General features: G+C 44.6%; 15 protein-coding genes. 11 read left to right on the forward strand and 4 right to left on the reverse strand.

All coding sequences use genetic code 11. The features are described 5' to 3' along the window. The first annotated feature begins 95 nt into the window (after positions 1-95). The 7 genes from ACRBG0_RS01685 to ACRBG0_RS01715 all read left to right on the forward strand — a co-directional run bounded on the left by ACRBG0_RS01685 (position 96) and on the right by ACRBG0_RS01715 (position 6775). A complete protein-coding gene (locus tag ACRBG0_RS01685; protein ID WP_431485197.1) occupies positions 96-677 on the forward strand; it encodes a hypothetical protein in 582 nt (193 codons plus the stop codon). A gap of 148 nt (positions 678-825) precedes the next feature. Further along, positions 826-1068 carry an HTH domain-containing protein gene (locus ACRBG0_RS01690; RefSeq protein WP_431485198.1) on the forward strand — a complete coding sequence of 81 codons (243 nt, stop codon included), beginning with the start codon at positions 826-828 and terminating at the stop codon, positions 1066-1068. Positions 1069-1236: 168 nt separating this feature from the next. Continuing rightward, on the forward strand, positions 1237-2538 hold the full coding sequence (locus ACRBG0_RS01695; protein ID WP_431485199.1) for a hypothetical protein: 1302 nt from the start codon (positions 1237-1239) through the stop codon (positions 2536-2538). 92 nt (positions 2539-2630) lie between these two features. Further along, positions 2631-3410: a hypothetical protein gene (locus tag ACRBG0_RS01700; RefSeq protein WP_431485200.1), complete on the forward strand. Its 780-nt coding sequence runs from the start codon at positions 2631-2633 to the stop codon at positions 3408-3410. A gap of 36 nt (positions 3411-3446) precedes the next feature. Further along, positions 3447-5576, forward strand: coding sequence for a T9SS type A sorting domain-containing protein (locus ACRBG0_RS01705; RefSeq protein ID WP_431485201.1), 2130 nt, complete (start codon positions 3447-3449; stop codon positions 5574-5576). An 87-nt stretch (positions 5577-5663) separates the two neighbouring features. Beyond that, a complete protein-coding gene (locus ACRBG0_RS01710) occupies positions 5664-6170 on the forward strand; it encodes a hypothetical protein (RefSeq protein ID WP_431485202.1) in 507 nt (168 codons plus the stop codon). Positions 6171-6448: 278 nt separating this feature from the next. Continuing rightward, positions 6449-6775 (forward strand): hypothetical protein, encoded by a 327-nt coding sequence (locus ACRBG0_RS01715; RefSeq protein WP_431485203.1) that lies wholly within the window; start codon positions 6449-6451, stop codon positions 6773-6775. Between the two features lie 115 nt (positions 6776-6890). Here the strand turns inward: ACRBG0_RS01715 and ACRBG0_RS01720 are convergent, their stop codons facing one another. Continuing rightward, complete coding sequence (locus ACRBG0_RS01720) at positions 6891-7475, reverse strand: hypothetical protein (RefSeq protein ID WP_431485204.1); 585 nt, start codon at positions 7473-7475, stop codon at positions 6891-6893. Positions 7476-7993: 518 nt separating this feature from the next. Here ACRBG0_RS01720 and ACRBG0_RS01725 point away from each other — a divergent pair. Continuing rightward, positions 7994-9484: a Na+/H+ antiporter NhaC family protein gene (locus ACRBG0_RS01725; protein WP_431485253.1), complete on the forward strand. Its 1491-nt coding sequence runs from the start codon at positions 7994-7996 to the stop codon at positions 9482-9484. A 46-nt stretch (positions 9485-9530) separates the two neighbouring features. Here the strand turns inward: ACRBG0_RS01725 and ACRBG0_RS01730 are convergent, their stop codons facing one another. Both ACRBG0_RS01730 and rpsU read right to left on the reverse strand, forming a co-directional pair. After that, complete coding sequence (locus ACRBG0_RS01730) at positions 9531-9803, reverse strand: cold shock domain-containing protein (protein ID WP_431485205.1); 273 nt, start codon at positions 9801-9803, stop codon at positions 9531-9533. Positions 9804-9836: 33 nt separating this feature from the next. Further along, the gene (gene rpsU / locus ACRBG0_RS01735; protein WP_020536548.1) at positions 9837-10031 is read right to left on the reverse strand and encodes a 30S ribosomal protein S21; all 195 of its coding nucleotides are present in this window, start codon (positions 10029-10031) and stop codon (positions 9837-9839) included. Between the two features lie 415 nt (positions 10032-10446). Between rpsU and ACRBG0_RS01740 the strand changes: the two genes are divergently transcribed. After that, positions 10447-11190, forward strand: a complete 744-nt coding sequence (locus ACRBG0_RS01740; RefSeq protein WP_431485206.1) for a sulfite exporter TauE/SafE family protein — start codon at positions 10447-10449, stop codon at positions 11188-11190. Between the two features lie 86 nt (positions 11191-11276). Here the strand turns inward: ACRBG0_RS01740 and ACRBG0_RS01745 are convergent, their stop codons facing one another. Then, positions 11277-11573 (reverse strand): SCP2 sterol-binding domain-containing protein, encoded by a 297-nt coding sequence (locus ACRBG0_RS01745; protein ID WP_431485207.1) that lies wholly within the window; start codon positions 11571-11573, stop codon positions 11277-11279. A 272-nt stretch (positions 11574-11845) separates the two neighbouring features. Here ACRBG0_RS01745 and ACRBG0_RS01750 point away from each other — a divergent pair, with 272 nt between their 5' ends. Next, complete coding sequence (locus ACRBG0_RS01750) at positions 11846-12265, forward strand: hypothetical protein (RefSeq protein WP_431485208.1); 420 nt, start codon at positions 11846-11848, stop codon at positions 12263-12265. Between the two features lie 117 nt (positions 12266-12382). After that, positions 12383-13843: a lectin-like domain-containing protein gene (locus ACRBG0_RS01755; RefSeq protein WP_431485209.1), complete on the forward strand. Its 1461-nt coding sequence runs from the start codon at positions 12383-12385 to the stop codon at positions 13841-13843. Positions 13844-13866 lie beyond the last annotated feature (23 nt).

Consider the following 13866-nt stretch of genomic DNA (forward strand, 5'->3'; position numbering starts at 1 on the left):
AGATTTTGAAGCATGCTTTTTCCGTATTCGGAGGAATAATCCCCCGGATACCCTGAGGAAAGTATGCTTCCCCGAAAAACCAAAAAATCAATATCATGCGTGCTCTCTTAACTTTTAGCTTATTCCTGTTTTTTGTTTGCTTTATTCCTTCCAATGCCCAGGGCCAGAGTGCCCGGTGGAAGAAAACTCACCAGTATTGGCAAATTCGTAGTGGGGTAGGGCTGTTGCCCACCTTTGCTAAAAGCCATACGACCTCGGAAGTACCGCCGCTTTCTTTAGCGTTGCGGTATCGTCCCAGCCCTCTATTCAGTGTGAGTTTACTAGCAGGAGGTTCGGTATCCTCGGCCACTCAGCACCACCGCAGTGGGAGTAGCCTGTCGTTGAGGAATAACTTTCGAATGATTGCATTGAGGGGAGCAGTTCATGCCCAACGTTGGACGAAATGGGCGCCCTATGCAGGTATTTCCCTGGCCTATCAGCATTGTAGAGTGGAGGATATAGGAAACAGTCAGCGGGCTCCGGAGGAATCTATGATTCATTATATGCCTCGCAAAGAAGGTTTGTTTTATGGGGCTTTTGTGGGCACTTGCTATCAACCAATTCCTTCGCTGGAAATTTTCGGTGAACTGGGCTATGGGCTCTCTATTCTGACTATGGGGGTAGGCTTTAGTTGGTAACCTACCCACAAAGCTCTCCAATAAGATAAGATATAAGAATTCATGTTTGTGTGTGTATTAGTTTTTGAAAACGCGCTCGGAGGGTGGCAAGCCCTGTGTTTGCTTGCAGATATCGGTGTTTGCTGCCCCATTTTAAAATTAAAAGATTATGAGTTTTATAGAACAACTCTTACTGCTGCGTCGCCTACATAATCTTGTCCAGCGAAAGGCAACAGGCTCCTCTGAGGAGCTGATGGAAAAGTTAAATGTATCCAAGTCTGGGCTTTACCGGCAGTTAGAATTATTGAAAAATTTAGGTGCTCCTATTAGGTATGACCGTGCCGAACAACGCTACTACTATGCTCGCGAATTTGAATGGCAATGGGAAGTGCTGAGGAGGAGTGAAAATTGATTTTCTATAGAAAAGCCCCAAAGTAAAAGGTGGGCAATTAAATATCCTTCTCTGATGGTTTTGTGGTCAGGATAAAGCGAAAATAGTGAGCGACTGGTAAGGAGCGTCATTTTTGTTTTTGATTGACTTTAAACACAAAAAAGATCAGAGAACCTTAAAACACGTAAGATGAAATATTACAAGATTATCCATTATTGTTTTTTACCTATCCTGATGTTATTTTTTATGAGTTGTGAAAAGGATCGCGATAGTTACAGTGCCCCTGAGGCAAAAGCCTACGATAATTACAGCGAACTTACTACTATTCGGGCGGCCATCTATGAACAGATGAAGTATGAATTGGCCTTCATCGATCCTTATGAATTGGTGCCTGAAAACGAGCGAACAACCTTTCAGCAAAAGTTTGAAGAAGACCTCGCTGCTTTTCAAGGAATGCAGCTATCTGCGATACTCGATACCTACGTTCAGCAGGAAATCATTAGCCCGACATTCAGTGAGGTTTATACCAAACTTATGGCTGCCTATCAAGATGATTATAACGCAAGTAATTTTGCTTTCGCCAACCAACGGCTGGATCGAGAGTTGGCAGCGATCAAGAAGCATACTTTGTTGACAACAGCTGAAAAGAAACAATTGACCACAATGGTAGCAGTCTTCCAAGGGGCTAATCAATATTTCCTGGATACGGGTTTTCAACTGCCAGACAGCCAGGCACGAGGAGGGTGTAGCTGGAGAGAATCTTGGGGCTGTATTAAAGAATATACCGGAACTGGAATGCTGGTTGGTTTCGGCGTAGGTATTGGTATGGGCCCTGGTGGTGGCGTTGCTTTTGGGGTGGGTACAGCTGCAGGTTTTACGATAGGCTTGATCCAGGTAGTTCGTGGCGAAAACGGCCCTTGTTGTGAATCTCCGGATTGTAATTTAGTACTGGGAGTATCATTGCGGTTTGATGATTGTAACCCCACGGCCACCTACCTTGCTTATGGTTTTGGAGCAGACAACACGACGCTGGATTGGACGAATACTGGCGGCACTCCTGCCTCAGCGACTACGCCAACCAGTGATCCCAGGGTAGTGATTACTCAAGATAATCCAACAGTAGCAGTCAATACAGACATTGTAGCCGTTTGTGTAGATGGCACAACAGAGGCTAATACCTTGAGTTTCTCCCGCAACCTCGCGGAACTGGTCAAGAGCGTTAGCGGTGTCAATTTATTAGGGCCTGATCAGATTTACCCAGGCGAAACCTATACTTATACCGGTTATGGCATTTCTGCCAACAGCAACTATACCAGCCAGTGGTTTGTGGATGGCGGCACGATTGTTACTTCGTCTTATAATAGCGCTACTGTCCGTTGGGATGATAATTTGAGTGAAGGCCGTTTACAGCTGCAGGTTGGTAATAATTGCCCCGGCGGAGAACAGCGCGTCTTTACGCTCAACGTTAGCGGCGATGGGCCAATTCCTTAGGGTTAATTTAATTGATTTTAATATTCTTCTAACAAAAAGAGATTTATTCAGGCCCTATATTTCGGTCCAGTAAATTCTAAAATTAACAGCTTATGAATCGGTGCCTTTCACTCTTGTCTTTTGTAGCCATTGTTTTAATTTCGGCTTGTGGTAAAGAAGAATACGATGTACGTAAAGCTTCCGAACAGTATTGCCGAGATAATATGGTCTTCAAGTGTGAGGATGACCCCGATGCGGAGATTTATTTTCGCGGTAAGCTGAATGGAGAAGAATTTTGTATTTCCGTTCCTCAGGACGGTTACTTTGCGAGCAATGGTGTGGCCACGACTTCCACTACTTCGGTAGAAGAAGGTTACAATGCGAATACACCCCTTACAGGAAGCTTTTACCGAATGTCGATCCGGCCACCCATTTTTGATAACCTCAATGGTATTACCCGCGATTTTGCGCCGGTATTTACCCTGGATTCACCGACGATCAATGATACCGTTGCTTATGCTCCGGAATATTACCTGGATGAATACTTTCAGGAAGGTGAACTCCCTATTCGTAAAGACGGGGAAGCAAACACAGAAGGCTATCGCTTTTTTATCACCTGGTCTACGGTGTTGCGCCCAGGGTACGATCATTATCAGCGCAAAGATCCCTTTATGATTCCTGTCGTAGGGATGGGAATAAGCCCCACTTTCGGGCCAGCCAATCACGCAAAGCTGGAGTTGACGGAAATGGAAAAAAGAGAAACCCCAGAAGGGATACGGTATTACTTTACATTTAAAATAGAAGCAGAACTTTTTTACCTGTGTCAGTATTTTTCTGGCGACCGTTTTGGGACTTTAGAAGATGGAGAATTTAGAATGATTATTGATATCTAGTTTGTTTATAAAATTTAGTATTTAAAATTTAGAAAAATGAAAAATTTAAAAACGCTTTTCTCTCTTACATTGATGATTTTAATTTATTGCAGTAATTTTTCCTGGGCGCAAGTAGCGCATGAAACGAAAAATCATGAAACTGGAGCGGTGTACAAAAGCCCGGAACGAATAGATCCAGTCGCGGCCGTGAGTATTCGCTTTCGAGGTGATGCGACGGGTTACTTGAAATGGAAAGCCGTGGACAATTCAAGCAGTGATTACCTCTTGCGTTACAAGCCCGCTGATAGCACAACGGAATGGGCAGAAGTGACCGTCCGTGAACCAGAAGCAGTGATCGAAAATCTACCATTGGATACGGAATACCTGTGGGAGATAATGGTTGCTGTAGGCGAAGAAATGATGAGCTCTGGTACGGGTAAGTTGTCGACTTTTTCGCAATCAGAACCGATTGCGGTATCTGATCCATTGTTCCGGAGGTTATCGGGCTGGTTTGCCCAAAAGAAGGGGCAGCGACCTTTTTGCAGCTTTATCGAAGAGGTAAACCTACACCCTCTGGAAAAGCTGGCTTTCTTACAGGCTTATTCTTTTAACAATGAGCCGTTGCTCAAGAACCAGGACATGAATAACCTGAGTAGCTGGTATCCGATGGCGTATCAGGAAGACTGTACCGGTTTTGTGCCAAACAGAGATGTAGAAACCAACTGTCGCTGCCAGGTGATCACCCGGGCCAGTATTAATGTAGGCCCTTACGAGGAGATTGACTACGTGAACAGGGTTATTTACCCAACGATCGACCAACATACAGAAGAGAGTGGTAATGATCGTACTTATGTTGACCAGTTTAAAGCAGGGGCAGCTAAGTACCTGGCTTTACGCCAAGATGAGAGCGGCGGTAGTGCCGATTTTTCTCTCTCTAATTTACAAGGAGATGAAGCCGCACAAGGTATTTCCACCACATTTTCGGAGATAAAGTTCCTATTGGGGTGTATCCGTTACGGAGGGTTTAGTACCGATTTGCCGAAAGATTGTACCTGCGACCGTCCATTGGATGTAGAGTATGAATATACCACTAGTTTGCACATTAAAGCTCGGAAAAAGGGCTGTATTTTCAGTAAAGGAGCTGCTGCGCAGGCCGAAGATTTTGCCTTTGTTGTTGCCCGAAACCTAGGCACCGGCGAACTCACGCCATTGGATGCTGGACACGCAATGATTGGACGTCGTTGTAGTTCTAGCTGGAATCCAGAATTCTGGATCAATACCTTGAATGTATTAAAGCCAGTATTCGATTTCTTTCTGGATACACAGCAGCAGGAAGAACCAGAGGAAGGCGAAGAACCAGGTCCGGTACTCCCCACAGAAGATCAGGTAGATAGCTTCTGGGATGCGATTACGGTCTTAGCGGGTACGCCTTTTAGCAATAATGAGGGCTACTGTTCCAATTCACCACTGGTTGAAGAGCAAACGCTTGTGTCTGGGATTGGTCTCTTGACGCTTTCTCCGAATCAGCCTATGGAGGTGATCCTTTTTTCTAATCATTATCTGCGCACCCGTGGTTATGGCTGTTATGAAGCTCAGGCCAGTGTTGCTAGTGATTATTACTTGGTAGGCGTTGTGGAAAGTGGTGGTGTTCAAAACTCCCTTTGTTGTTCCGATAAGGTAGCCACTTACGTTGCCGGATCTATTCCCACACCTGGAAATGCAGGTATTCAGAACGATCCTGTGAATAATATCAATAATCGTATAGGTCAGGTGGGCAGCTTCCTGGCTAACTACGGAGATTGGTACGACCATGAGCTTTTATCGACCGGTACCATCAAAGTTAGTGGAGAGTTTGACCTCTTGTCTGGTCCTTCTTGTAAAAATACTAATACTACGGATTACAGGCTGCCTGGTGGCACAGAACTGACACCAAGTCCGAGCGCGTTTAAGGTCTATCCTACGTCTGCCAAAGACCAGGTGACCATTGCTATTCCGGCTGCGGCCCAAAGTGGTGCGACCCTCCGTATTTATTCTGCCCAAGGGCAGGAGCTACACCGAGAAGTACTACTCAACAAGGATGCTGCTATCCAGCGGTCTATTGATATCAGCAACTGGACTGCCGGTAGCTATTGGGTAGAGGTAGTGAGTGGTGACAATGCCAGTACACAACCCTTTTTGAAAATTTAAACCATTGATTCCAGGCAGCTCGCTGCCGTAAATACAGTTTGGGGCGTGCCAATTAGGTACGCTCCCTACTATCAAAACCAATTTCAGATGATTCACAAAATGCTATTAGGGCTTATACTGCCCGTTTTATTTCTTGCCTCCTGCTGCGATGATGACGAGAATGCTTGCGTCTGCCCTGAGCCGCTAGAATGTGTAGAAGGGGAGTGTGTATGGCCAAGCAATTATGTCAACATTGGCGGGAGTGGCATTATCAGTGACAACCTCTATTTCGGGGTTTTGCCGGACCACCTTTGTCTGGATACGATTGCTTTCATCACCTATCCGGGAGAAGAACGCTTTTCGATGCACCTCAATACAGTGCCCAGTAATGTGACTGGTGTGGACATCGTGCCCATCGAAGAAATTACACCGGACGTTTGGACATTGGGTCACGTTGAGCCTTTGTGCAGTAACGATGGTGGCTGGTACGCAAACATAGTAGCGGAATTGTTTGAGCCTGATAGTGTGCGCCTGAAATTCCGGTTTTGGTTAAATGATACCCCCGAAGGCGAATTTATAGATAGTACCACTGTTACGTTGGTAAAGCCTGGGTAAGACAGACTTTCGGCTTTTGCCAAAAAGCCGGAGTAAGACGTTTTGTTTTTTAAATAATTTGTCACGCCCCATCTGCTGAACAGAACCATGTTTTGTGCAGATGGGGCCTTTTATTGCGCAAAAAACAACTTGTGATTTTTTCAAGTTTCCCGAACAGCCGACACGCTTAAAATGAAGCGCTTAGCCACCTGTTCTGGAAACAAAATCACAATTTATTTTTGTGCTGTTCTTTTGTTGCGCAAAAAAAAACAATTGCGATTTTTTAAAATAGAAATAGTATGAAAAAGAAATATATCCTCTTAGTTATAGTCATATTGAGTCTGGGTAGTTTTTATGCCAAGAATAATTTAGTAAGCATGAAAACTCCTGCTAGGCAACAGATAGAAAATACAAAGGAATGGCGAGAGTCCTATGAACTGGAGCGAACTTCACCGATAGAGGAGACTCCCCAAGCACTTTCGCCATTGCCACCGAAGCAAGCATCTGACAGTGTTGTTTTTATCCCGCGAGGCGTAGGAAAGCATTTTATTTTCAATGAAAATGCTTTAGCAACGTATCATTCAGGTCATGCCTCGGGCTGTTTAGGTAGGAAGCACTGGGTGTAGTGGCTTTGGGTGTCCCCAAAGGATACGCTCTGCCTTAGTCTAGTATATACAAAAAAGCACATTGTGGTCTGGATAAGACCACAATGTGCTAGTTTTTCAGGGAGGGGGCTATCGATTAATCTATTGATTCCACAGTCAAGACACAATCTTCGCAAGAACAAGATGCAGCAGGAGGATCAAATTCAAACCTAGAGCGACAATCGCAAGTCCCGTCGCAGGATACTTTGTAAGTTTTTCCTCCTCGTTCAGAAACAATAATTACGTCATCGGCGACCAGCTTGTTGACAAGGTAATCAAAACGAACGGCCTTTGATTCACCCGATGTTTGTATTTCAATTTCAGTGATGGAAATATCATCGCTTTCTTTATAGTTTTCACTGATGTGTTGGTAAAAATCCTTGAGGAAGGGAATCTCTATTTCCGCATCGACCAATTCAAATCGCTTGCCGTCTCGCTCAATAATCATGACGCATTCTTCACACTTGCAGGATACGTGATCAGTTGTGTTTCCTTCAAGGCCGCAATCGCATGGCCCTTCACAGTGAATTTTGTAGTTGTTGTTGATGGCGCTAACGTCAGGAGAGGTATTGGCGTCAGATTTTTCCAGGTTCTCTACCGAGGGTTGAATGGAATGAATGGGTTCAGCTTTCTCACACGCTAAGAGGAGGAGAATAAGTGAAAAATAAATAAATGGTTTCATGATAAATAAAATTTTTATTTGCCTTCATTAACCCATTCAGGCGCCGGGTCTTACTTTCCTATTTGAGAGCGGCTGGTTTCAGAGGTTATTCCACCGAATTAGTACTAATTTTAAAATTCAAAAACTAATTTATTTTTTTTTTGAATAATGCAAGTATTACAATGTTTTTTCTGGTAAGGGATGATTCAGTAATTAAGTTTACATTTCTCTGCTTGTTATTTTCCCCTTTGCAGAAGGAAAATTAACTAACTCAATAGTGTAAGCTATGTGGGTTGAGAAGTGTAAACTATGTCCCTTACTATACACACCATTCCTAAGGCTACGGTTTTTGCCTTGCCAGCTAAAAAAAATAGCGTTGTCAAATTTTTACACCACGGAGCAGCCGCGAAGCGAAATCTAGGCTTACCAAAGTATAAACATCAGCCTAAATCCTTATATTCCATCCAAAATTGGACCACAGGGTGATACAAAGGTTGACCACCAACCTTCAACCACCAACGATCAACCACCAACTTGTTATGGAAGAAACACTCCACCACGGCTTTTGGAGCCTATTGCCGCCACTTATTGCTATCATTTTGGCCATCCTGACCAAGCAGGTATTTATCTCCCTGATCTTTGGCATCTTTTTGGGCTGGACGATGCTCAACGGCGGCAACCCACTTTATGGCTTATTTGATACGCTGCAAGCTTTGGTTGATGTATTCAAAGATGCTGGCAATACTCGTACCATCATGTTTTGTGCCTTGGTAGGAGGACTCATCGTTTTCATGCAGCGCTCGGGTGGGGTAGCTGGTTTTATCGCTTTGGTACAGCGAAAGCTCCAGGCTTACGAAGGCCAAGATGATCAGAAAAGCAAAGTTATCGTCAGTCTGTTGGCTTGGTTTACGGGTGCGCTTATTTTTGTAGAGTCCAGTATTTCTGTGCTTACAGTGGGTGCGCTTTATCGCCCGTTGTTTGACAAGCTGGGCATTTCACGCGAGAAGCTGGCTTACATTGCCGATTCCAGCTCTGCACCCAGTAGCATCCTCATTCCATTCAATGGTTGGGGGGCATTTATTATGAGTTTGTTGGCTGCGCAGGGTTTTTCTGACCCCTTTGCTACCATGCTTCGTAGCATCGGGTGGAATTTTTATCCCATCTTGGCCCTTTTGATTGTGCCGGCGATTATCCTCTGGAAGAAAGATTTTGGGCCTATGAAAAAGGCGGAGGATCGTACTCAAGGTGGAAAATTACTTTGGGACGATGCTCAACCCATGGTTACCGATGAACTTACCGAGCAGGAAGTAGCTCCGGGGGTTACGCCCAAGGCTTATAATATGGTAGTTCCTATCGTGGTGATGGTGGTGCTTATGCCCGTGATGCTGGCTTATACCGGTTGGGCAGATGCGGCTACCGCTGTACCGAGCAGTGGGTGGGACCATTTACTGCTGGCGATCGGCAAGGGCTCAGGTTCTACGGCGGTGCTTACCGCTGTTGTTGGAGCGTTGCTGGTGAGTATGGCGTTTTACAAAGCACAGGGCATCATGGGCATTCGCGAGATGGTCGACCTCACACTCAAAGGTATTGCGGGCATGATTCCGCTTTCCTTACTTATGCTGCTTGCTTTTGCGATAGGTACACTCTGTAAACAACACCTTGGTACCGGTATTTATGTAGCAGAGATTACCCAAAGCTGGTTGTCGCCTGCTTTGGCACCCTTCCTTGTCTTTGTCGTGAGTTGTTTTGTAGCCTTTTCTATCGGCTCCTCCTGGGGGACCTTTGGCATCATGATCCCTATCGCCGTAGGCATGGGGCAGTCATTGGGGGCCGATCCTCATATTATCATTGCTGCAGCCTTGGGTGGTGGTGTCTTTGGTGATCATTGTTCACCCATCAGTGATACGACAATACTTTCGTCAATGGCTTCCGCCACAGATCATGTAGATCACGTCAAAACCCAACTACCCTACGCTTTGATCGCGGGTGGTTTGGCTGCGCTGGGGTATTTGATACTAGGATTTGTGTAGAATAGGGTAGCGGTATGATCGCAATGGTACGATGTACGATCAGTACTTACTTTACGACCTCTACTTCGCGCGCACGCGGTCCCTTGTCTTCCTGTTCAATACGGAAAGTAACACGGTCGCCTTTTCGCAACGACCCGTTGGTGTCAGAAACGTGGACAAAGGTGTCATCTTCCAACTCTGGGCAGGAGATGAAGCCGTAGCCTTTGCGGTAATTGAAATAACGAATGGTGCCAGTACGCTGGCCACCGGTACGCTTGGTAGTGCTGCTGCCGCCTTTTGATCCGGAACGGAAAAAGGCTTTAATCTTGTCGAGAATCATAACTCAAACGGTTAAGAAGAACCCTATCTTAATCTAAAGCTCTTCGTTCTGTATTTTTTGGTCGCGGTAGATGGCCTTCAGGACCTCTTTGCGTCTCACGTCAGATGGCTTTTCAAACTGCTTGCGATTACGCAATTCACGGCGTAATTTCACATCGCGGTGCTTGCGTTTGTAACGGCGCAGCATACGATCAATGTTTTCTCCATCTTTACGGTCAATAATAATCATAATACGTTTAAACTTATTTGACTTAGCCTGTCAATCATCCACTGGATCGCAAAAGGCCAAGTAGTTAGTGTTACGGAAATGCCAGTTAATCAGGTACGCGGAATTTTTCTGTACATATTCCATGAAGGAATGTGAAGCTCGTTTTGATATGTTGCACCTTTATTTAAGTGCATAAACAGCAACCCGACTACAAGAAAAAGCGCTAGCTTAGATAAAACTATTGCAACTAATAAAATGCAAAAGTAGGCCTAACTAACGAATATATCTACCATTTTTTTATAATTAATACAAGATCATCTTGGTCTTGGTGCTTAATTGGTTGATTGTTAGTTTTTTGTGTGTGTTTTTGTGGTGCGGTTTTACTGCTTGTTCATCACCAATAATCAAGGTATTTGTCAGAGAATCAAAATAAGTAATGAACGATTTACAAACAATTCAGTGGATTACACTAGCTGGGGCCGCCTTTATGGTCGGTTTATCGAAGGCGGGCCTCAAAGGGTTGGGCATGGTTTTGGTCGTGTTAATGGCACAGGCTTTCCCGGCCAAAGCATCTACGGGCCTGGTGCTGCCATTGTTGATTATTGCGGATACACTAGCAGTGATTTATTATCGCCGCGACGCCAAGTGGCCTTACCTGCTGCGTCTGTTGCCAGCGGCGGCTATGGGGGTGTTGTTGGGCGTCTGGATAGGGGAAAGTTTGGATGACGAAACCTTCGGTAATATCCTCGCCTGGATTGTTATACTGGGCCTCGTACTGCTCATTTGGCAAGAACGTAGCCCCCCTTCTGCAAGTTTTATGAAGCATCCCTTGGTGAGTGGCTTTGCAGGGCTGGCTGGTGGTTTCACGACGATGGTGGGCAATGCTGCCGGCCCTGTTATGTCTGTCTACCTTCTGGCTACACGCTTACCCAAACGGCAATTTATTGGCACTGCTGCATGGTTTTTTATGCTCATCAACTGGTTCAAGGTGCCCTTTCATATTTGGTCGTGGCACACCATCTCCTGGCAGAGTATACGCCTCAATTGCTACGTTATACCTGTCATTTTTATCGGCTTTTGGGTGGGTATCAAGGTGGTAGCAATGATTCCTGAAAAGGCATTTCGGTATTTTGTCATGGTGGTTACTGCCCTCACGGCGCTACGGATATTGTTGGGGTAGTGTTAGTCGATTTTGGGCCCTGCTAACAAGAAGAGGGTATAGCCAGCAAGTGCCAGCTATACCCTCTATGTTTTTGGAAGGATAAGTTACCCCACCAACGACTGTAGTTTCATCGCTACACCCATATCTCCTTTAATCTTCACTTTGCCAGTCATGACGGCCATCATGGGGTTGAGTTCTCCTTTGACCAGTTTCATGAAGTTCTCTGTAGTGATGATGATGACACAATCAGCATCAGCGTCACTGGCTGTTACGACATTTTGATCGCCGGTACCGTCTACGTGTACTTGGTGTTCTCCGAAATCAATTTTAAGGGTGTTGCCTAGTGGGGGAGCGGCGGCTGCTTTGGCGTTAATACCTTCTACTACTGCGGAAATATCCATTTAGTTCTTTTTTATTGATGTATTGAAGAGAAAACACAATATCCGTAATTATTGTTGTTTTTCAGCAATACCAAACGATCGGAAATATGTTTGTATTCTAACTCATCAAGAAATAAGGATTCTCTGACAATTTTTGTGTTTAGAGTCAACCGAAAGTGAAAATAACGCTCCTTAACAGTCGCTTAGCATTTTCACTTTAGCTTGACCACAAAAATTGTCAGAGAAGGGAAATAAGAAGCAGCAAGAATTGATTAATTTGGGGTCAATTTTGTGTGTTAGGAATGGATGACGGGCTGTTTGAAATGGAAGTATTTAAGGATGACGTGAATGCCGATCCATTTGCGGAAGACTACAAAAGAGAGATTTTGGAAGTAGAGAAAATCACGAAAGAACAAGCGGAAATCCTTTCCCGGATAACCAAGAGGTCTCTTGTTGCAACACCCCGAAAATACGATAACTATGTTCTTGTAGAGCGGAAGGGGAAAGCATTTATTGTGAAAACAACAAGCGGTATCTTCCAAAAACGACTCATTAATATTTTTGACGAGACTCAAGTAAGTGAATCAACGACTGTTGTATTGATCGGGCAAGCAGAGTCGACCATTTTTATGCTTTGCACCCGCAAAGGAGTGAGCGATATTCAGCGCTATGATTCATATATGGATTATTTAGAAAAAGGAGCGTTTGAATAGAAAATCTATGGTGCGAAAAGTGCTAAGTACAGGCGGAGTAAATGCCATAGAGTGGCTATTTATTGATAAATTTGCTTCGCATTAGATGACAAAATATTGCGCAAAAAATTAGTAAACATGAATCACATTGCCCAAAGGCTTAGTTTATTCGCTATCCTTTATCTCTTTACCTGCTTTTCCGGGCAGGCACAATTTTTTCTGAATGGAAATGCCGTCGCTACCAATGACAGTTGTTATCAGCTTACTGCTGCCGTAAATTGGGAAGCAGGTTCCTTGTGGAATGGGCAAAAAATCAACCTGAATTCATCTTTTGATTTATTGGCAGACCTGTTTCTTGGTTGTGAAGACCTGCAAGGAGCAGATGGAATTGTTTTTGGTTTACAACCCATTAGTACGTCTATTGGGACCAGTGGAGGAGCGATCGGTTTTGGTGATGTAGAACCCTCTCTGGGAGTTGAGTTTGATACGTATCAGAACCTGGATTTTGGAGACCCCGATTTCGATCATATTACCATTATTAGCGACGGTATCGTTAATCATATACTGCCTCAAGGAGCATTAGCCGGCCCTGTTCAAGCGAATGTAGATGATCCTAATATTGAGGATTGCGAATACCACCAATTACGAATTACCTGGGATGCAGAAACACAAACGCTTTCTATTTATCTTGATTGTGATCTGCGTTTAACCTACACAGCTGACATTGTCAACGATATTTTCAATGGCGACCCACTCGTATTCTGGGGGTTTACCTCCGCTACAGGCGGACTCAATAATGTCCATGAGGTCTGTTTTTCTTATACTTCTTTCCTTAATGAATTGGCGGATCAGACCATTTGCCCCGGTGAGTCGCTACAATTAGAAGCAAATGGTGGTGCAAGTTACCTTTGGTCGCCAGCAACCGGACTATCTGATACGGGGATTTCCAACCCTATTGCTTCTCCTACGGAAACCACCTTGTATACCGTTGAAATTCTCGACGATTGTGGCATTCCTTTTTATGATGATGTCTTGATCACAGTAGATAATGATCAGTTTGATGTGGCTATCGATATCATGCCCAATACAACTACCGCCTTTCCTGCGGGTACGGAATTGGAGTTGAGTGCGAATCCTACGCCGGGTGGAGAAAATTATAGCTATATCTGGTCTTCTTCTGTGAATAATACTTTTTCTGATCCGGCAGCAGACTCAACTACGGTAACTACCTTAGTGGATCAGGAGGGGACGGAAACCTACACGGTCACCGCTACTTCCGAAGATGGTTGTGTACAGGAGGCCAGTATCAGCATTGAGAACCTGGGGATACTCTACAGTGTTCCGAATATTTTTTCGCCAAATGGCGATGGCAATAATGACGTCTTTGGTCTATTCACGAATGCTGATGTTGATACTTACACCTGCAAAGTTTTCAACCGCTGGGGCAAAGTCGTTTTTGAAACCAGTACGCCAGAGGTGTTTTGGGATGGCTCCTTCAATGATAATCAAGCTCCTTCGGAATCTTACCTTTATATGATCAACTTTCAAATTGGCAGCCAGCAGTTTGAAGAACAAGGTAGTCTCACTTTGGTGAGGTAGGGGAACCTTACTAGGTGCTTAGT

It is taken from the genome of Lewinella sp., assembly GCF_050633125.1.
In the GTDB taxonomy this organism is placed as follows: Bacteria; Bacteroidota; Bacteroidia; order Chitinophagales; family Saprospiraceae; genus Lewinella.